The organism is Pseudomonas sp. GW822-FHT02E03, from assembly GCF_058802325.1.
This window is the reverse complement of the sequence record NZ_JBXAOA010000048.1, coordinates 21,361-39,225: the sequence shown is the minus strand read 5'-3', so window position 1 is coordinate 39,225 and position 17,865 is coordinate 21,361. Positions and strand designations below refer to the sequence as shown.

Below are 17,865 nucleotides of genomic sequence, written 5' to 3'. Positions count from 1 at the left end.
CCCCCCCCCCCCCCCCCCCCCCCCCCCCCCCCCCCCCCCCCCCCCCCCCCCCCCCCCCCCCCCCCGCTCCCACAGGTGTTCAATTGCTACCGTTGAATCAAGCCGCTGGCTGATCCAGCTCAAGGCCCACGCCCAATTGGCGCGACAGGCACGGCCAGCGCTTCCACGCAGCGCCGGTGTCCGGGCTGTTGAGTTTCTCGCGGTAGGCCTCTACTGACTCCAGCGCAAAACTTTCATCGTTAAGCATCTCGTCCACAGCGTGATGCACCGCCTCATCCAGTTGATTGGCAAATTCCTCGCCGATCAGTTGATGGGCAATCAGGTTGGCAACAGTCATGTCCAAGGGGATCAATGGCTGGCCAAAATGCTTGATGTACAGATCGTTGACCTCTTCGACCAACCGATGCGCCAGATAGGCTTCGTCCAGCAGGCTGTCCAGGCCGACGTGACCGGCCATGATTGCCGGTGGCTGGAGGAAGAACTGCTCGGCGATTTTCAGCACCGGTTTGATCTGTGACTCAATGCCCGCTTCCCTGGCGACTTCATTGGCTGCGTCCAGCAGGTCCGGCACTTGTTCTATATACGCGGCCACAAAACGCGTCATTACGCCATTGGCATCGACATCCGGCAATTGGATGGCGGAGTGAAGGTGCGGCAGTTGGGTTTCCAGTTGTCGAGTTAACAGGCCAGTCTCGGCCTCGTGTTGTTGGGCTTTTTGGATCTGCTCGCGCAATGCGGCGGTGTTCATGAAAACTCCAGGAAACAAGGCAATGAAATAGGGAAGACATAACTTAGCTGGCTTATGAAAAAGCCTAAGACGCATTTGTCATAATTATTTCATCCTTGAGACGTCTACGTTATATCGATTTGCCACCACTCGTCTGCATCCTTCTCCATTCGTGACATGGAACGCAAGTCCAACCTGTTTCAGTCGATTTACGTCATCGCATTGCGAGGTGGCAGTCGCTGTCTATACTCGGATCTGAATGGAGTTAGCTGATGACGCCCGACTGCATATGCAGCAAGGCTCGGCGATTCAAGTTCGTAGTCTGAAAATGCCGCTCCCTTGCCGCAGGTGAAAGCCGGCGGGATAAAAAGAACTATAAGGGGAACCCGCAATGATGCGACATCCACATGTCTGGATGGGCCTCCTGTTGTGGTCGATTTTCAGTCAGGCGCAAGCGGCCTGGACTGTGAATATGGCGCCTGGAGCGACTGAAATCAGTCACGCAGTATTCGACCTGCACATGACCATTTTCTGGATTTGTGTAGTGATCGGCATCATCGTCTTCGGCGCCATGTTCTGGTCGATGATGGTCCACCGCCGCTCTACCGGGCAGGTGGCCGCAAAATTTCATGAAAGCACTACCGTCGAAATTCTCTGGACCATCGTGCCCCTGCTCATTCTGGTGGCCATGGCGGTCCCCGCAACCGCCACCCTGATCCAGATGTACGACAACACTGAGCCGGATATCGATATCCAGGTCACCGGTTACCAGTGGAAGTGGCACTACAAATACCTGGGTCAGGACGTCGAATTCTTCAGCAACCTGAACACCCCCGCCGATCAGATCCACAACAAGGAAACCAAGGGCGAGCATTACCTGTTGGAGGTCGACAAGCCGCTGGTGCTGCCGATCGGTGCCAAGGTGCGCTTCCTGGTGACTTCCGCCGACGTCATCCACTCCTGGTGGGTGCCGGCCTTCGCGGTCAAGCGCGATGCGATCCCGGGCTTCGTCAATGAATCCTGGACCCGTGTCGAAAAGCCCGGCATCTACCGTGGCCAATGCGCCGAACTGTGCGGCAAGGATCACGGCTTCATGCCGATCGTGGTCGAGGTCAAGGAAAAGGCCGATTACGAAACCTGGCTGGGCGAGCGCAAGGCGGAAGCTGCGCAGCTCAAAGAGCTGACCAGCAAGGAATGGACCCTCGAGGAGCTCAAGGAGCGCGGCGACAAGGTCTATCACACCACCTGCGTGGCCTGTCACCAGGCTGAGGGCCAGGGCCTGCCGCCGATGTTCCCGGCACTCAAGGGCTCGAAAATCGCCACCGGACCGATCAAGGATCACCTGAACATCGTCTTCCACGGCAAGCCCGGCACCTCCATGGCGGCGTTCGGCAAGCAGCTCTCGGAAGTCGATATCGCAGCGGTCGTGACCTACGAACGTAACGCCTGGGGCAACAACAAAGGCGACATGGTCACCCCTAAAGAAGTGCTGGAGCTGAAACAGGCGGAAAGCAAATGACCCGGTCTATTGCGTGCGTAAGGAACCGCTCGGGACATGACGCCCCGGCCCACCCAGCCCATCCGTTTGCAGGAGACAGGACATGACTGCTGTAGTCGATGACCATGTTCATACCGGCACCGCCCACGCCCACGGCCCCGCCAAAGGCCTGATGCGCTGGGTGCTGACCACCAACCACAAGGATATCGGCACGCTGTACCTGTGGTTTGCGTTCTCCATGTTCCTGCTGGGCGGCTCGTTCGCCATGGTCATCCGTGCCGAACTGTTCCAGCCGGGACTGCAAATCGTCCAGCCGGAATTCTTTAACCAGATGACCACCATGCACGGTCTGGTGATGGTGTTCGGTGCGGTGATGCCGGCTTTCGTAGGCCTCGCCAACTGGATGATCCCGTTGATGATCGGCGCGCCGGACATGGCCTTGCCGAGGATGAACAACTTCAGCTTCTGGCTGTTGCCGGCAGCATTCCTGCTACTGGTATCGACCCTCTTCACCCCTGGCGGCGGGCCGAATTTCGGCTGGACCTTCTACGCACCGCTGTCGACGACCTACGCGCCGGAAAGCGTGACGTTCTTCATTTTCGCCATCCACCTGATGGGGATCAGTTCGATCATGGGGGCGATCAACGTGATCGCGACCATCCTCAACCTGCGCGCCCCCGGCATGACGTTGATGAAAATGCCACTGTTCGTCTGGACCTGGCTGATCACCGCGTTCCTGCTGATCGCGGTGATGCCGGTATTGGCCGGCTGCGTGACCATGATGCTGATGGACATCCACTTCGGCACCAGTTTCTTCAGTGCCGCCGGTGGCGGAGATCCGGTGTTGTTCCAGCATGTGTTCTGGTTCTTCGGTCACCCCGAGGTGTACATCATGATCCTGCCGGCCTTCGGTGCCGTCAGCTCGATCATTCCGGCCTTCTCGCGCAAGCCGCTGTTTGGCTACACCTCGATGGTCTACGCCACGGCGAGTATTGCGTTTCTGTCGTTCATCGTCTGGGCGCACCACATGTTCGTGGTCGGCATTCCGCTGGTGGGCGAGTTGTTCTTCATGTACGCCACGCTGCTGATCGCGGTGCCCACCGGGGTCAAGGTGTTCAACTGGGCCAGCACTATGTGGCAAGGCTCGCTGACCTTCGAGACGCCGATGCTGTTCGCCGTGGCGTTCGTCATCCTGTTCTCCATTGGCGGGTTCTCCGGGTTGATGTTGGCCATTGCCCCGGCGGACTTCCAGTACCAGGACACCTACTTCGTGGTCGCGCATTTCCACTACGTGCTGGTGCCGGGGGCGATCTTCGGGATCTTCGCCTCGGCCTACTACTGGATGCCGAAATGGACCGGCCACATGTACGACGAAACCCTTGGCAAGCTGCACTTCTGGCTGTCATTCATCGGCATGAACCTGGCGTTCTTCCCGATGCACTTCGTGGGCCTGGCGGGCATGCCGCGACGGATTCCGGACTACAACCTGCAATTCGCCGACTTCAACATGGTGTCGTCGATCGGTGCGTTCATGTTCGGCGCCACGCAGATCTTCTTCCTGTTCATCGTGATCAAGACCATTCGCGGCGGCGAGCCGGCACCGGCCAAACCGTGGGACGGCGCCGAAGGCCTGGAGTGGAGCATTCCGTCGCCGGCGCCGTATCACACCTTCACCACGCCGCCGGAAGTGAAATGAAACGCTTCGGCCTTGTAGGAATTCTTGTGGGAGCTGGCTTGCCTGCGATGCATGCGGCGCGGTGTGTCAGACATATCGCTATCGCGGGCAAGCCCGCTCCCACAGGGTTCCCGGTAGAGGTTAAGCACCATGGCTGATTCGATTTCGATGAAGAAACTGGTCACTCGCCTGTTGCTGGTGGTGGTGGCGATGTTTGTCTTCGGCTTTGCCCTGGTGCCGATCTACGACGTGATGTGCCAGGCGTTCGGCATCAATGGCAAAACCTCCGGGCAGTATGAAGGCGAGCAAACGGTCGACGTTTCGCGGCAGGTTCGCGTGCAGTTTCTGTCGACCAACGCCGCCGACATGGCCTGGGATTTCTATCCCAAGGGCGATGAACTGGTCGCGCACCCCGGGGCGGTGAACGAGATGATTTTTATCGCCCATAACCCGACTGATCGCCCGATGAGCGCCCAGGCAGTGCCGAGCATCGCGCCCAGCAACGCAGCCGCGTACTTCCACAAGACCGAATGTTTCTGCTTTACCCAGCAAGTGCTGCAGCCCGGTCAGCGAATCGAGATGCCGGTTCGGTTCATTGTTGACCGCGACATGCCCAAGGAAGTGAAGCACCTGACGCTGTCCTACACGCTGTTCGATATCACCGCACGTCATCCGCCCGTGGCTGTTGCAGCAAGCACCGGCGGCTAGACGTTAAAGCGTGCCCGATAAGGAGAACAATAAATGGCAACTCATGAACATTATTACGTTCCGGCCCAGAGCAAATGGCCGATTATCGCCACGGTCGGCATGTTCGTCACGGTGTTCGGCCTGGCCACCTGGTTCAACGACCTGAAGGCTGCACGGCCGGAATCCCACGGCCCGCTGATCTTTTTTGTCGGCGGATTGCTGTTGGCCTACATGCTGTTCGGCTGGTTCGGTACGGTGATCAAGGAAAGTCGCGCAGGGTTGTACAGCGCACAGATGGACCGCTCGTTCCGCTGGGGCATGAGCTGGTTCATTTTCTCGGAGGTGATGTTCTTCATCGCCTTTTTCGGTGCGCTGTTTTATGTGCGCAACATCACGGGCCCGGCACTGGGCGGTGAAGGCACCAAAGGCCTCGCTCACATGCTGTGGCCGACGTTTGAATTCACCTGGCCGCTGTTGAACAACCCGGACCCGAAACTCTTTCCTCCGCCCAAGGAAGTCATCAGCCCCTGGGGCCTGCCGCTGCTCAATACCGTGCTGCTGGTGAGTTCCAGCGTCACCGTGACCATTGCTCACCACGCCTTGAAAAAGGGCCATCGCGGCGCACTGAAAATCTGGCTGGCGCTGACCGTGTTGCTCGGTTGCGCGTTCCTCGGTTTCCAGGCCGAAGAATACCTGCACGCCTACCACGAGCTGGGCCTGACCCTGGGTTCAGGCATCTATGGCGCAACGTTCTTCATGCTCACCGGTTTCCACGGCGCCCACGTAACCATTGGCACCATCATTCTGTTCGTCATGCTGATGCGGATCATGCGTGGGCACTTCGATGCCGACCATCAATTCGCCTTCGAGGCGGCGAGCTGGTACTGGCACTTCGTGGACGTGGTGTGGATCGGTCTGTTCGTTTTCGTCTATGTGCTCTGAGCCTTGGCTTTCATGACTACCAAGGCACGTGAGACACCAACTGGCCGCTGAAAAAACCCCAGGCGATCAAGCCGACAGTGGTGGCGGCCAGCGCAACACGAACACTCAAGGCGATGACCAGGCGATTCGAGTGGCTGTCGTCCTTGACCAGAAAAAACAGGCCGCTGAACAGGCTGACAACCGTGGCAATCAGCATCAGGACGATGGCTGCTTTGAGCATGGTGACACTCCGGGGGACAGGCGATGCATTTGAGTATAGCTATCGCGATTACCGACTTTCTGGCAACGCCATGAAACGCTTCCGGCCGGGCCTCCTGCCGACCCTGGTGGTCGCGATGCTGCTGCCTTTGCTGGTGTCACTCGGGTTCTGGCAATTGAGCCGGGGCGCGGAGAAAAGTGCATTGCTGCAAAGTTACACCGAGCGCCGGGCGGCCGAACCGATGGCCAGCACTGAACTGCAACACACCGAAGATCCGGCCTTCCGTCGGGTTCGCCTGCACGGCCAGTTCGATGCCGAACACAGCCTGCTGCTGGACAACCGTCAACGAGACGGCAAGGTCGGGGTCGAGCTGCTGCAACCGTTTCAGGACCGGGCAACCGGTCTCTGGCTGCTGGTCAATCGCGGCTGGTTGCCGTGGCCGGATCGGCGCACACCGCCGTCATTCACCACACCGACTCAGGCATTGAGCCTCGACGCATGGGTCTACGTTTCCCCCGGCGCAACGTTCCAGTTGCATACCGACCCAGACGCCACGACCTGGCCACAACTGGTCACCGCCATTGAACCGGCCAGGCTCTGGGCGGCGCTTGACCGTGACGGTTTCGCCTACGAATTACGCGCACAAAGCGGCCCCGCGACCTACCAGGCCGATTGGCCGGTGGTGGCCATGGGGCCGGAAAAACACTTGGCTTATGCCGTGCAGTGGTTCGCCCTGTCGATAGCCCTGCTCGGCCTTTACCTCTATCTCGGTTGGCACAACGCAAAGGAGAACAATAATGGGAGCGGCCATGAATCCACCCGGCATGTCTGAGGCGAAAACGCCGGTAAATCGTCGGCGCGGGCGCTTGCAGTTGTTACTGATCCTGTTGGGAGTGGTGGGTCCGATGATCCTCGCCACCGGCATGTACAAATTGCAGTTCTGGGTGCCGGAGGGCCGCAGTTATCACGGCGAACTGATTGGCAACGGCCAGACCCGCGCCGACATCGGCGTACCGGCGCAAGAGGACCGCTGGCAGTTACTGGTGACAGCGCCCAAGGACTGTTCGGTGGACTGCCAGCAGCTGGTGTATCTGGCGCGCCAGATCCAGATCGGCCTCGGTCGCGATGCCTCCCGCGCCAGCCATGCGCTGGCCGTCGCACAGCCGCTGAACAGCGATTACGAGACTAAACTTCAACGTGAGTACCCGCAGCTGCAACGTTATTCCCTGGACCCGCCGACCTACAGCAAAGGCGCTCAGAGCAATGACACGCCGCACCTGTGGATCATCGACCCTCACGGCAACCTGGTGCTGCGCTACGACCCGACGGTGAAGGGCAAGGACCTGCTCAACGACCTGCGCCATTTGCTGAAACTGTCGAACATCGGATAAGGGCATCGTCATGGCCAAACCTGGATTTCGCCTCGCGTTGTTTGCCACCTTGCTGGCGCTGATTGTGGTGCTGCTCGGCGCCTACACACGTCTGACTCACGCTGGCCTTGGCTGTCCGGACTGGCCCGGCTGCTACAGCTTTATCAGCGTGCCGAACAGCGAAGCCCAACTGGCCCATGCCGAACTGCACTTTCCCGACGCACCGGTGGAAGCCAACAAAGGCTGGAACGAGATGCTTCATCGCTACTTCGCCGGCACATTGGGGCTGCTGATCGCAGTGTTGGCGGGACGCGCCTGGACCCATCGTCATCACCCGGGGCAGCCAGTGAAACTGCCGTTGTTTGTGCTGGCGGTGGTGTTCGCCCAAGCGGCGTTCGGCATGTGGACGGTGACGCTCAAGCTCTGGCCGCAAGTGGTCACCGGGCATTTACTTGGCGGCTTTGCGACCTTGAGCCTATTGTTTCTGCTGACCTTGCGACTGTCCGGCGTGTTGCCGGCGCTAACCGTGCCACGGCGTTTGCAGCACTGGGCGACCGCCGGCTTATTGCTGGTGATCCTGCAAATTGCCCTTGGTGGCTGGGTCAGCTCCAATTACGCGGCGGTGGCCTGCATAGACTTTCCAACCTGCCACGGGCAATGGCTGCCACCGACTGATTTCGCCAACGGCTTTCACCTGACCCAACACATCGGCCCCAATTACCTGGGCGGGCAACTGGACAGCGATGCCCGCACCGCGATTCATCTGACTCACCGCATCGGCGCATTGCTGGTCACCCTCGTGCTGCTCGGCCTGGCCTGGCAATTGAAGGTCGTCGGCATGACGCGCCTGGCCGCCATGGTGCTGATCGCCCTTGCCGCACAAATCACCCTGGGTATAAGCAACGTGGTGTTTCACTTACCGCTGCCGGTGGCCGTCGCCCACAACGCCGGGGGCGCAGCGCTGCTGCTGACGATGGTGCTGGTCAATTATCACGCGCGAACCAGCCTGGTTCGGGTCAAGCATCAGCCCCCGGTACGCTGGCGTCTCAGCCTGCGTAAACACTCGGCCGGGCCCATAACAATAAAAGGAGAAATGCCATGGCGACCCTGATCGGCGAACGTCACAGTCAGGCAATCTGGCGCGATTACCTGGAGCTGACCAAGCCGAAAGTGGTGGTGCTGATGCTCATCACCTCGCTGGTCGGCATGTTTCTCGCGACCCGCGCCGGGGTGCCGTGGACGGTGCTGGTGTTCGGCAATCTGGGGATCGCCTTGTGTGCCGGCGGTGCGGCGGCGGTCAACCATGTGGTGGACCGACGCATCGACGCCGTCATGGCCCGGACCCACAAGCGGCCCTTGGCCGAAGGTCGGGTATCTCCAACCGCTGCGCTGACTTTCGCGCTGGTGCTGGCGGTGCTCGGCCAAGCTCTGCTGCTAGCCTTCACCAACCCGTTGACGGCATGGCTGACCCTCGCCTCCTTGCTCGGTTATGCGGTGGTTTACACCGGCTTCCTGAAACGCGCGACGCCGCAGAACATCGTCATCGGCGGCCTCGCCGGTGCGGCCCCGCCGCTGCTCGGCTGGACCGCCGCCACCGGTCATGTCACTGCCGAACCGTTGCTGCTGGTGCTGATCATCTTCGCCTGGACTCCACCGCATTTCTGGGCGCTGGCGATTCACCGCAAGGAAGAATACGCCAAGGCTGATATTCCGATGCTGCCGGTGACCCATGGCGAGCACTACACCAAAGTCCACATCCTGCTTTATACCTTTGCGCTGCTGGCCGTCAGCCTGATGCCCTATGTGATCCACATGAGCGGCGTGCTCTACCTGATTTGTGCCCTCGTACTGGGCGCGAGGTTTCTGCAATGGGCCGTGGTGCTGTACCGTGGCACTCGGCCGCACGCGGCGATCAACACGTTCAAGTACTCTATTTACTACTTGTTCCTGCTGTTTATCGCGCTGCTCGTAGACCACTACTTACTGTTGAACCTATGACTCGAACCCAGAAAACCGTCTTCATTCTCGTCGCCTTGATCGCGCTGATCCTGGGCCTGACCATCAACAAAGTACTGACCGGAAAAAACCAGGGCGACCCGACGGCACTGATCGATGCGGGGATCATCCTGTTGCCCCAAAGCCGTAACCTGCCGGACGTGAAGATGACCGATCAGGACGGCAAGCCGGTGGCGATCAACGAGCTGAAAGGCAAATGGAGTGTGTTGTTCTTCGGCTACACCTTCTGCCCGGACATCTGCCCGACCACCCTCGCCCAACTGCGGCAGATCAAGAGTGAACTGCCGGCGGATGCTGTGGACAAGTTGCAGGTCGTTTTGGTCAGCGTCGACCCGAATCGCGATACGCCCAAGCAACTCAAGCAATACCTGGGCTATTTCGATCCGCAATTCATCGGGCTGACGGCATCCTCGGTCGAAGACCTTCAGAAACTGGCCAATGCGGTGAGTATTCCGTTTATTCCGGCGGACACCAGCAAGCCTAACTACACCGTTGATCACAGCGGTAATCTGGCGGTGATCGGGCCGGACGGGACGCAGCGTGGGTTCATTCGTGCACCGTTGAACAACCAGAAACTGGTGGCGCAGTTGCCGGTAATGCTAAAGCGCGAGTAACCAACACAATACCCTGTGGGAGCGGGCTTGCTCGCGAAGAGGCCATAACATCCAACATCAATGTTGACTGTTACACCGCTTTCGCGAGCAAGCCCGCTCCCACAGGTACGGTATTTCAGGCATAAAAAAACGGGGACGCAATCAATGCGTCCCCGTTTTTGATCGTTCCCACGCTCCGCGTGGGAATGCAGCCAGGGACGCTCTGCGTCCCCTTCAACATCAGAACGCCGGCAATACCGCACCTTTGTACTTCTCGAGAATGAAAGCTTTCACTTCCGGGCTGTGCAGGGCAGCAACCAGTTTCTGCATCGCAGCGCTGTCCTTGTCGTCCGGACGGGCGACGAGGATGTTCACGTACGGCGAGTCGCTGCCTTCGATAACCAGCGCGTCCTTGGACGGATCAAGCTTGGCTTCCAGCGCGTAGTTGGTGTTGATCAGCGCCAGGTCGACCTGGGTCAGCACGCGCGGGATGGTCGCGGCTTCCAGTTCACGGAATTTCAGGTCCTTGGTGTTCTCGGTGATGTCCTTCACGGTCGACAGGATGTTGTTCGAATCCTTCAACTTGATCAGGCCAGCCTTTGCCAGCAGCAACAGCGCACGACCGCCGTTGGTGGCGTCGTTCGGAATCACCACGTTGGCGCCGCCCGGCAGCTCGGTCAGCGCTTTGTACTTGCTGGAGTAAGCGCCCAGCGGCTCCAGGTGCACACCGGCAACGCTGACAAGGTTAGTGCCCTTGGCTTTGTTGAACTCATCCAGGTACGGCTGGTGCTGGAAGAAGTTGGCGTCCAGACGCTTCTCGGCCACCTGCACGTTCGGCTGGATGTAGTCGGTGAAGACTTTGACCTTCAGGTCCACGCCTTCTTTGGCCAGGGCCGGTTTAACGAACTCGAGGATTTCCGCGTGAGGCACCGGGGTGGCCGCGACGGTCAGGGTGTCGGCAGCGTGTGCGGAAAAGGCTGCAACGGCAGCGAACGCGACGAGTAGTTTTTTCATTCAGCTAACTCCTTGTGAGACGCCCGTATGGCGCCTGCCAGCGAATGGCCGGCTCATGACTTATTTACGTGAGAAGTGGACAACCAATTTGTCGCCAACGGTTTGCAGCACTTGAACCAGCATCAGCAGCAACACCACCGTCACAACCATCACATCGGTCTGGAAGCGCTGGTAACCGAAACGGATCGCCAGGTCGCCCAAGCCGCCAGCGCCGACCACACCGGCCATTGCCGTGTAGGACACCAGTGTAATCGCTGTCACCGTAATCGCCGCGAAGATGCCCGGGCGGGCTTCCGGCAGCAAGGCATTGATGATGATCTGACGTGTCGTCGCGCCCATGGCCTGGGTCGCCTCGATGATGCCGCGATCCACTTCACGCAAGGCGGTTTCCACCAGTCGTGCGAAGAACGGCGTGGCGCCCACCACCAAGGGTGGAATGGCGCCGGCGACACCCAGAGAGGTGCCCGTGATCAACACGGTGAACGGAATCATCACGATCAGCAGAATAATGAAGGGCAGCGAACGCAGAATGTTCACCAGCAGCGACAACATCGCGTACACGCCTTTGGCTTCCAGCAACTGGCGCGGGCTGCACAGGAACAACAGCACGCCCAGCGGCAGGCCCAACAGCACGGTGAATAGCAGCGAACCGCCGAGCATCAGCAGGGTATCGCCGGTAGCCAGCCAGATTTCGTACCAGTCGATATTGGAAAAGAAACTCAACAGGACTTCCATCAGCGCAGCACCTCCATGTGGACGTCAGCTGCGGTGAAGCGGGCAAACGCCGCTTCCATATCGCCACCGGTGACGGCCAGGGTCAATTGCCCGTAAGGGACGTCTTTGATGCGATCGATGCGACCGGCCAGGATGCTGTAGTCCACGCCCGTTTCCCGAGCAACGGTTCCCAGCAACGGCGCGTAGGTCGCTTCGCCCTGGAAGGTCAGACGCACGATGCGCCCCGGTACGTGAGCGAAGTCGTCGCGCTGTTCGCTTTCGTCGATTTGCTCGTCTTCCTGCACGAAGCGCTTGGTGGTCGGATGCTTGGGATGCAGGAACACCTCGGCCACCGGGCCCTGTTCGACGATCTTGCCGGCGTCCATCACCGCCACCTGATCGCAGACCCGACGGATCACATCCATTTCGTGGGTGATCAGGACGATGGTCAGTTTCAGCTCGCGGTTGATCTCGGCCAGCAGTTGCAGGACCGACGCCGTGGTTTGCGGGTCCAGGGCACTGGTGGCTTCATCGCACAACAGGATTTTCGGTTTGGTTGCCAGGGCGCGGGCGATGCCGACACGCTGCTTCTGACCACCGGACAATTGCGCCGGGTACTTTTTCGCATGGTCAGCCAGGCCGACCCGCGCCAGCAACTCCGCCACACGCCGGTCGATTTCGCTACGGGACAGTTCACCGGCGAGGGTCAGCGGTAGCGCGACGTTGTCGGCAACGGTCTTGGACGCCAGCAGGTTGAAGTGCTGAAAAATCATCCCGACCTGCTGACGGAAGCGCCGCAGGCTATTGGCATCCAGCGCGGTGACTTCTTCGCCATCGACGATGATCTTGCCGCCACTGGAGTTTTCCAGGCGATTGATCAGACGCAGCAGGGTACTTTTTCCCGCGCCGGAATGGCCGATCAGGCCAAAGACCTGACCATTCTCAATCGTCAGACTGGTCGGATGCAGGGCGGGAATATCCTTACCGGCGACGCGGTAAGTTTTGTGGACGTTTTGAAACTCGATCACGTAGCGAACCTTGTGGGGCGCGTTAGAAAAGGATCAGCGGTTAGCCGGGCGCGCATTTTAGCCTGTCCGTATAGAGGTTATTAGCATTTATTCCGCATTCAACCAGCGATTTGGCAATAACGCGATCAAAGGTCATAAAAAAGACTGCAGCGCAACCTCATCAGGCCACTCGAAAACATCGGATGTTGTGCCCGGGCACTTGCTCAGGGGGGCTGGATACGGAGAAAGCCTTGAGCAGCGATAACGTGGCCTGCATGACCTGTTCGAAGCCAGGCAGTTGCTTGACGGGTTGAGGCTGGAAGCAGGCTCTGGGTCGATGGTAAATAGCATGTTTCGCTGAGATAAAAGCTTAAATCAACGCCTATTTAGTTAGAACACTTCAACGACTAAATAGCAGACTATGAAACATACGTTGTTATAGTTTCAGCACCGCTATTGCTTGAATAAAACTTTTTGCCTGTTACTTTAAGTCGACGTCGGGACTTGATACTTGTCGTGTTGATTGCGATCACAAGACCAGCAATATCTTGCTGATATAAATTAATACCTCAGCCTGCACTCCAACAGTGCGACCAACATTGTAACAAGCACCCGACCCCATGGAGCTAAACATATAAGGAAATAACCGTGAAAAAACTTGAAGTATTTCTCGTGGGGCTCTTCGCCCTCGGAAACATAGGACCCGCGTCAGCGGATGTCTCAACCCCGGGCGATGGCCCTCTCTTGACATTCGGGACCCCGCCTTCCAGCCTTGGCAAGGCAATGCACTACTCAGGGGATCAGCGGGCAGGCACATTGTTTACTCATGAAGAGCTCATGAGTTTTATTGACAAGAACAAAGAATCATCCCTGGCTTTTTTGAACATTGCTTCTATCGTTGACGATGAAGCCTCTATCGAGAAAGTTAAGTCGATATTCAATTCGGGTGTACCGGTCTTGTTAAAGATGGACGATCAGAATCCGGAACTTGCCAGTAAGGTTGCCGCGATATTTGGTATTTCCGGGCCATTTGACTATGCCTTGTTTCATCGTGTGAAAAACACGCGTGTCGAAATCTTCCGACTGGACGGGTATGACGCTGACAACGTTCTGGATGCGACGCGACAGATTGTTCGGAATTTCAAGATCAATGCCAGCGAGCAGGAAGAAGAGTTCGTCGGCCTGCCAAAACTGACTTACAACGTTAACGTTCAAAGCCCGTCCCGAGAAGTGTCGTCGGTGCTGAACATTGACGTCATCCGCAGTGCGCAAAGAACCCAGGACAAGAAATTCGTTGTCATAAAAACCAACCCGACAACTATCCGTTCGGAGAAAAACGGGATCACCATTGGTGGGTCTGATCCGGGTGGCAATGGGCAGAATTTATGGGGCGCCTATTTGCCACATACCTATCGCTTCACTCAGCGACTGACGGCCGAGGGGGTTACGCCGACGTTGGTGAGTTTTGCACCTCAGAGCGACTCGCGAACCGAATTCGATTTTACCGAGGTCAAGACACAAGGCTTCTCGATTGGTGGAACGCTCGGCGGAGAGTTTGGTGGTACGAAGGCAGACGGTATTACGTATGCAGCAAAGACGCCGTTCAACGTGAACTTTGGGTTTAACCACCAACACAGCAAATCCATGTCCTATAATTTCAAGGACTATTCATTGCTGGCGTCTCATCAGAATTCGAAAGTGACATGGAGCGCGCCCATAGACTCCAAGCTGAAAGGGGCACTCATAAAGCGGCTCACGGCGACCACACCGATCCTGACCGAAGAGCGCATGACCCCCATGATGCGCTCGGCGTCGCTTGAGTCTTATACCTTGTGGGAATTGCCCGGCGCATACACAGGCCGCGCCACCGTCAATGTCGGAGGAGGTTATGAACTGGCGCGAACTGAGTGGTGGTGGGAGCGTACTCAAGTCAAGGCACGTGATGTTATAGACTTCTATAACGCTGAACAGGCCTATGTACTGGACATGAACAGCCCGTTTCTGTCTCGTGAAATGACGGTGCTGATTCGTTCGGCACAAGGCGTAGGAAAATGCCTGACGGGGAATGACAACGGGAGTGTATCGCTGGAATCTTGTGTCGCGACGGACAGTAAGCAGCAATGGGGCCTGGATTCGGAAAGTCGTTATGTGAACAGGGCTAGCCAGTCATGCCTGAATCTGCGAGAGGAGGATGGAACCCTTGCGACCAAGACCTGTACGCTGGATAACCGGCAACAATGGGAGTGGCGGGCCGACCGGATTCATTCCCTCTATGACCTTGAATGGCGCCTGTATTCGCTCAATGGTCAGCCCAAGATTATCCCGGACAACTCCATGCTGTTTCAGAGTATTCCCAAGAACACATTCAATGCGTTGAACATCCCTTGGGCGAGCTATCCTCTGGCACCGTCTGCCCAGGATGTCATGCCTAACCATCTGGGGCCTTCCCCTCAGATCAGTCCTGAGTGGGTGGAGAAGTATCGAGGCGTGGACGTTCGTCAAAGATGGCGAATCGAAATTTTGCGGGATGGTCTCTAAACGTCGGGACTGACCGTAACGCACCCGCCCGGCTCAGCGGGCGGGAGCCTCAATTCAAGGCTTACACGGACTCAAAACCATCTGCGCCGGAATGTTGCGCAGAATCTGCTTCTCCAGCTTCAGATCAAACTCCGAATCCAGTTTCTTCACCCGTTTGGTCAACAGCGTGGCCAGCCATGGGTAATCCTGAGTGCGCGGTGCCTGAATGCTCACGTCGCACTGATAATTCACCACATCGGCGGCGATGGCATCCAGTTGACGACGAAGCTTGCTCATATCGGTGAGGTTCAACGCCACCGTAGTGCTTTCAGCCGTCGGGTCGATGACTTTGGCCTGAGGTTTGGCTTCGGCAGCCTTGAGAGCTGCTTCGGCTTTATCCAGTTCAGCCTTGCGCGCATGGACAATGGCACTGTTGACGCCACCGGTCAGAGCCGGGGCCTTAGGCATCAGCACCCGGGCACGGCTGAGGGCGGTGGCTGCTGCATTCACATCACCTTTTTGCAGCACGATCTGGCTACGCAGCAAATAAGCTTCGGCCAGTTGCCGCTGGTATTGCTCGAGGGATTGATCGTTGGGCGACTCGGCCTGCAAAGCCGCCAATTGTCCTTCGGCGGTGGCCAGTTCGCTGCTGGCCAGGCTTTGTTCCAGCTGTGCGATCGCCGTGGCCCGCGCATCGGGGGCTTCGGTGGCCGCCGGTGGCGTGCTTTGGCAAGCACCCAGTAGCAGCGAAAACGCGACAAGGAGCAGATAACGGGAGGCGAACGGCTTCATTCCTGCGACTCTCTATTTGCGCAAAAAACGAGCAAGTCTACACCCCTCGACGGGGCAGGACAAAACTCAGCAGAAACAGCGCAGCGGCCGCCACCACAATCGACGGGCCGGCCGGGGTGTCCTTGAACCAGGACAACGCCAGCCCGCCACACACCGCGAGCATGCCCAGCAGGCTCGCGCCCAGTGCCATCTGCTCCGGCGAGCGGGCGTGACGCTGTGCCGCAGCCGCCGGAATAATCAGTAACGAAGTAATCAGCAACACGCCGACGATTTTCATCGCCACGGCGATCACCACGGCGATCAGCAACATCAGGGCCAGACGCAACGCCGCCACCGGCAAACCTTCCACCTTGGCCAGCTCTTCATGCACCGTGATCGCCAGCAAGGGTCGCCATAGCGTTACAAGTAATACCAGCACCGCCGCGCTACCGCCGAGGATCCAGGCCAGATCGGTCGGGCTGATCGCCAGCAAATCGCCGAACAGATAGGCCATCAGGTCGATCCGCACTTCATGCATGAAGCTTAGTACCACCAAGCCAAGCGAGAGCGTACTCGGTGCGAGAATTCCCAACAGCGTGTCGGACGCCAACGGTTGCCGTTGTTGCAACGTCACCAGCAATACCGCCAGCAACAAGCAGCCTACCGTGACGGCAACGGTCGGGCTGACATCCAGCAGAAAACCCAGTGCCACGCCGAGCAATGCGGCGTGGGACAGGGTGTCGCCGAAATAGGCCATGCGTCGCCAGACCACGAACGAACCCAACGGGCCCGCGACCAGCGCCAGGGCCAGACCTGCAAGCAGGGCAAAGAGCAGAAAATCAGCCATGCTTGCAGCTATCTCCATGAACGTGGGAATGGGTCGACGGGGTCGCGCTGACCACCGAGCCATGCAGGTCGTGGGCGTGGTCGTGATGGTGGTGATAAATCGCCAGGCTTTGTGCGTTTTTTCCGAACAGCTCGACGAACGCCGGATCGCCGCTGACTTGCTCGGGATGCCCGGAACAGCAGACATGACGATTCAGGCACACCACCTGGTCGGTGGTGCTCATCACCAGATGCAAATCGTGAGAGACCATCAAAACGCCGCAACCATGACGATCACGCAAGCGTGTGATCAGGCTGTAGAGCTCGGCTTGACCGGCCACGTCGACGCCTTGTACCGGCTCATCAAGCACCAGCAATTCCGGCTCGCGCAGCAATGCCCGCGCCAGCAGCACCCGCTGCATTTCGCCACCGGAAACACTTTGCACCGGGCTGTCGATCACCTGTTCGGCACCGACTTCCTTGAGGGCGGCCAACGCCCGAGCCCGGTCCACGCCCGGGACCAGACGCAAGAAACGCAGCACCGAAAGCGGCAGAGTCGGATCGACATGGAGCTTTTGCGGCATGTAACCGACGCGCAACTTCGGCTTGCGCCAGACGCTACCGCTGTCCGGTTTCAACAGGCCAAGTACCGCGCGCACCAGCGTGGTTTTGCCGGCACCGTTAGGGCCGATCAAGGTAACGATCTGCCCCGGCTCGACACTCAGCTCGATGTTGTCCAGCACGTTTTGCCCGGCAAAGGTGACGGCCACCTGCTCGAGGCGAATCAGCGCGTTGCTCATCAATCCCCCTGGCAACCCGAGCAGAGACCGATGACTTCAACGGTCTGGGCTTCGACGATAAATCCGACATCTTTGGCGCTACCGATGATCGCGTCGCTGATGGATTTCTGTTCGAGTTCGATAGCGGCGTGGCATTCGCGGCAAATAAGGAACTGCCCCTGGTGGGCGTGTTCCGGGTGATTGCAGCCGACGAAGGCGTTCAACGAGGAGATGCGATGTACCAAGCCGTTTTCCAGCAGGAAATCCAGCGCGCGGTACACGGTAGGAGGCGCGGCGCGACGGCCGTCCTGCTCGCTGAGCACCGCCAGAATGTCATAGGCGCCCAACGGTTTGTGGCTTTGCCACACCAGTTCCAGCACTCGCCGGCGCAAAGCGGTCAGGCGCAGCCCCTGACGTGCGCACAAGACATCGGCCTCAGACAATGCGCTATGTACGCAATGAGAGTGGTCGTGGGGACGGCTGGCAATCGGTGTTTTAGGCATGAGCGGCGACGAGTTTTGTGAGAGACGT

Annotated in this window: 19 protein-coding genes; 10 read left to right on the top strand and 9 right to left on the bottom strand. The window is 58.6% G+C overall.

The window, feature by feature from the left end; all coding sequences use genetic code 11:
- Positions 1 to 97: 97 nt before the first annotated feature.
- Positions 98 to 748, bottom strand: coding sequence for a hypothetical protein (locus AC1RQB_RS24565; RefSeq protein ID WP_063341985.1), 651 nt, complete (start codon positions 746 to 748; stop codon positions 98 to 100).
- A 370-nt stretch (positions 749 to 1,118) separates the two neighbouring features.
- On the opposite strand from AC1RQB_RS24565, the gene coxB reads away from it, so the two are divergent.
- The 4 genes from coxB to AC1RQB_RS24545 all read left to right on the top strand — a co-directional run bounded on the left by coxB (position 1,119) and on the right by AC1RQB_RS24545 (position 5,529).
- Positions 1,119 to 2,246, top strand: coding sequence for a cytochrome c oxidase subunit II (gene coxB / locus AC1RQB_RS24560; protein WP_063341986.1), 1,128 nt, complete (start codon positions 1,119 to 1,121; stop codon positions 2,244 to 2,246).
- A gap of 82 nt (positions 2,247 to 2,328) precedes the next feature.
- Entirely contained in the window at positions 2,329 to 3,921 is a 1,593-nt protein-coding gene (gene ctaD / locus AC1RQB_RS24555) for a cytochrome c oxidase subunit I (RefSeq protein ID WP_008076217.1), read from the top strand.
- A gap of 129 nt (positions 3,922 to 4,050) precedes the next feature.
- Positions 4,051 to 4,608, top strand: a complete 558-nt coding sequence (locus AC1RQB_RS24550; protein ID WP_063341987.1) for a cytochrome c oxidase assembly protein — start codon at positions 4,051 to 4,053, stop codon at positions 4,606 to 4,608.
- Between the two features lie 33 nt (positions 4,609 to 4,641).
- Positions 4,642 to 5,529 carry a cytochrome c oxidase subunit 3 gene (locus AC1RQB_RS24545; protein WP_008076223.1) on the top strand — a complete coding sequence of 296 codons (888 nt, stop codon included), beginning with the start codon at positions 4,642 to 4,644 and terminating at the stop codon, positions 5,527 to 5,529.
- 16 nt (positions 5,530 to 5,545) lie between these two features.
- On the opposite strand, the gene AC1RQB_RS24540 is transcribed toward AC1RQB_RS24545, so the two are convergent.
- On the bottom strand, positions 5,546 to 5,749 hold the full coding sequence (locus AC1RQB_RS24540; RefSeq protein ID WP_030129650.1) for a twin transmembrane helix small protein: 204 nt from the start codon (positions 5,747 to 5,749) through the stop codon (positions 5,546 to 5,548).
- A gap of 70 nt (positions 5,750 to 5,819) precedes the next feature.
- Between AC1RQB_RS24540 and AC1RQB_RS24535 the strand changes: the two genes are divergently transcribed.
- Genes AC1RQB_RS24535 through AC1RQB_RS24515 form a run of 5 tightly spaced genes read left to right on the top strand, consistent with a single transcriptional unit; the run spans position 5,820 to position 9,728 of the window.
- Entirely contained in the window at positions 5,820 to 6,560 is a 741-nt protein-coding gene (locus AC1RQB_RS24535) for an SURF1 family protein (RefSeq protein ID WP_063341988.1), read from the top strand.
- Complete coding sequence (locus AC1RQB_RS24530) at positions 6,526 to 7,119, top strand: PA_0111/PP_0108 family redox-active disulfide protein (RefSeq protein ID WP_008076228.1); 594 nt, start codon at positions 6,526 to 6,528, stop codon at positions 7,117 to 7,119. Before AC1RQB_RS24535 ends, AC1RQB_RS24530 begins: the two co-directional genes overlap by 35 nt.
- Before the next feature lie 10 nt (positions 7,120 to 7,129).
- Entirely contained in the window at positions 7,130 to 8,209 is a 1,080-nt protein-coding gene (locus AC1RQB_RS24525; protein ID WP_063341989.1) for a COX15/CtaA family protein, read from the top strand.
- A complete protein-coding gene (cyoE, locus tag AC1RQB_RS24520; protein ID WP_063341990.1) occupies positions 8,197 to 9,096 on the top strand; it encodes a heme o synthase in 900 nt (299 codons plus the stop codon). Before AC1RQB_RS24525 ends, cyoE begins: the two co-directional genes overlap by 13 nt.
- Positions 9,093 to 9,728: an SCO family protein gene (locus AC1RQB_RS24515; RefSeq protein ID WP_063341991.1), complete on the top strand. Its 636-nt coding sequence runs from the start codon at positions 9,093 to 9,095 to the stop codon at positions 9,726 to 9,728. The genes cyoE and AC1RQB_RS24515 overlap by 4 nt, the downstream gene beginning before the upstream one ends.
- Before the next feature lie 219 nt (positions 9,729 to 9,947).
- Here the strand turns inward: AC1RQB_RS24515 and AC1RQB_RS24510 are convergent, their stop codons facing one another.
- From AC1RQB_RS24510 to AC1RQB_RS24500, 3 genes are read right to left on the bottom strand one after another with little or no spacing between them, the layout of a single operon-like run.
- Positions 9,948 to 10,721 carry a MetQ/NlpA family ABC transporter substrate-binding protein gene (locus tag AC1RQB_RS24510; RefSeq protein ID WP_008076235.1) on the bottom strand — a complete coding sequence of 258 codons (774 nt, stop codon included), beginning with the start codon at positions 10,719 to 10,721 and terminating at the stop codon, positions 9,948 to 9,950.
- A gap of 60 nt (positions 10,722 to 10,781) precedes the next feature.
- Complete coding sequence (locus AC1RQB_RS24505; protein WP_063341992.1) at positions 10,782 to 11,456, bottom strand: methionine ABC transporter permease; 675 nt, start codon at positions 11,454 to 11,456, stop codon at positions 10,782 to 10,784.
- Entirely contained in the window at positions 11,456 to 12,463 is a 1,008-nt protein-coding gene (locus AC1RQB_RS24500; protein ID WP_008076237.1) for a methionine ABC transporter ATP-binding protein, read from the bottom strand. Before AC1RQB_RS24500 ends, AC1RQB_RS24505 begins: the two co-directional genes overlap by 1 nt.
- Before the next feature lie 627 nt (positions 12,464 to 13,090).
- On the opposite strand from AC1RQB_RS24500, the gene AC1RQB_RS24495 reads away from it, so the two are divergent.
- Positions 13,091 to 14,980 carry an RICIN domain-containing protein gene (locus AC1RQB_RS24495; RefSeq protein ID WP_063341993.1) on the top strand — a complete coding sequence of 630 codons (1,890 nt, stop codon included), beginning with the start codon at positions 13,091 to 13,093 and terminating at the stop codon, positions 14,978 to 14,980.
- Positions 14,981 to 15,034: 54 nt separating this feature from the next.
- Here AC1RQB_RS24495 and AC1RQB_RS24490 read toward each other — a convergent pair whose 3' ends face one another.
- From AC1RQB_RS24490 to zur, 4 genes are read right to left on the bottom strand one after another with little or no spacing between them, the layout of a single operon-like run.
- Complete coding sequence (locus tag AC1RQB_RS24490) at positions 15,035 to 15,751, bottom strand: PA5502 family lipoprotein (RefSeq protein WP_063341994.1); 717 nt, start codon at positions 15,749 to 15,751, stop codon at positions 15,035 to 15,037.
- Positions 15,752 to 15,788: 37 nt separating this feature from the next.
- Positions 15,789 to 16,577: a zinc ABC transporter permease subunit ZnuB gene (znuB, locus tag AC1RQB_RS24485; RefSeq protein WP_063341995.1), complete on the bottom strand. Its 789-nt coding sequence runs from the start codon at positions 16,575 to 16,577 to the stop codon at positions 15,789 to 15,791.
- Positions 16,570 to 17,355, bottom strand: a complete 786-nt coding sequence (gene znuC, locus AC1RQB_RS24480; protein WP_063341996.1) for a zinc ABC transporter ATP-binding protein ZnuC — start codon at positions 17,353 to 17,355, stop codon at positions 16,570 to 16,572. Before znuC ends, znuB begins: the two co-directional genes overlap by 8 nt.
- Positions 17,355 to 17,837 (bottom strand): zinc uptake transcriptional repressor Zur, encoded by a 483-nt coding sequence (zur, locus tag AC1RQB_RS24475; protein WP_063341997.1) that lies wholly within the window; start codon positions 17,835 to 17,837, stop codon positions 17,355 to 17,357. The genes znuC and zur overlap by 1 nt, the downstream gene beginning before the upstream one ends.
- Between the last annotated feature and the right edge of the window lie 28 nt (positions 17,838 to 17,865).

What these genes read in the sequence shown, in the direction of transcription:
- zur (WP_063341997.1), bottom strand. Translation starts at nt 17,837, where the DNA reads ATGCCTAAAACACCGATTGCCAGCCGTCCCCACGACCACTCTCATTGC.
- znuC (WP_063341996.1), bottom strand. Translation starts at nt 17,355, where the DNA reads ATGAGCAACGCGCTGATTCGCCTCGAGCAGGTGGCCGTCACCTTTGCC.
- AC1RQB_RS24550 (WP_063341987.1), top strand. Translation starts at nt 4,051, where the DNA reads ATGGCTGATTCGATTTCGATGAAGAAACTGGTCACTCGCCTGTTGCTG.
- AC1RQB_RS24490 (WP_063341994.1), bottom strand. Translation starts at nt 15,751, where the DNA reads ATGAAGCCGTTCGCCTCCCGTTATCTGCTCCTTGTCGCGTTTTCGCTG.
- cyoE (WP_063341990.1), top strand. Translation starts at nt 8,197, where the DNA reads ATGGCGACCCTGATCGGCGAACGTCACAGTCAGGCAATCTGGCGCGAT.
- AC1RQB_RS24535 (WP_063341988.1), top strand. Translation starts at nt 5,820, where the DNA reads ATGAAACGCTTCCGGCCGGGCCTCCTGCCGACCCTGGTGGTCGCGATG.
- znuB (WP_063341995.1), bottom strand. Translation starts at nt 16,577, where the DNA reads ATGGCTGATTTTCTGCTCTTTGCCCTGCTTGCAGGTCTGGCCCTGGCG.
- AC1RQB_RS24525 (WP_063341989.1), top strand. Translation starts at nt 7,130, where the DNA reads ATGGCCAAACCTGGATTTCGCCTCGCGTTGTTTGCCACCTTGCTGGCG.
- coxB (WP_063341986.1), top strand. Translation starts at nt 1,119, where the DNA reads ATGATGCGACATCCACATGTCTGGATGGGCCTCCTGTTGTGGTCGATT.
- AC1RQB_RS24540 (WP_030129650.1), bottom strand. Translation starts at nt 5,749, where the DNA reads ATGCTCAAAGCAGCCATCGTCCTGATGCTGATTGCCACGGTTGTCAGC.
- AC1RQB_RS24565 (WP_063341985.1), bottom strand. Translation starts at nt 748, where the DNA reads ATGAACACCGCCGCATTGCGCGAGCAGATCCAAAAAGCCCAACAACAC.
- AC1RQB_RS24515 (WP_063341991.1), top strand. Translation starts at nt 9,093, where the DNA reads ATGACTCGAACCCAGAAAACCGTCTTCATTCTCGTCGCCTTGATCGCG.
- AC1RQB_RS24510 (WP_008076235.1), bottom strand. Translation starts at nt 10,721, where the DNA reads ATGAAAAAACTACTCGTCGCGTTCGCTGCCGTTGCAGCCTTTTCCGCA.
- AC1RQB_RS24505 (WP_063341992.1), bottom strand. Translation starts at nt 11,456, where the DNA reads ATGGAAGTCCTGTTGAGTTTCTTTTCCAATATCGACTGGTACGAAATC.
- ctaD (WP_008076217.1), top strand. Translation starts at nt 2,329, where the DNA reads ATGACTGCTGTAGTCGATGACCATGTTCATACCGGCACCGCCCACGCC.
- AC1RQB_RS24545 (WP_008076223.1), top strand. Translation starts at nt 4,642, where the DNA reads ATGGCAACTCATGAACATTATTACGTTCCGGCCCAGAGCAAATGGCCG.
- AC1RQB_RS24530 (WP_008076228.1), top strand. Translation starts at nt 6,526, where the DNA reads ATGGGAGCGGCCATGAATCCACCCGGCATGTCTGAGGCGAAAACGCCG.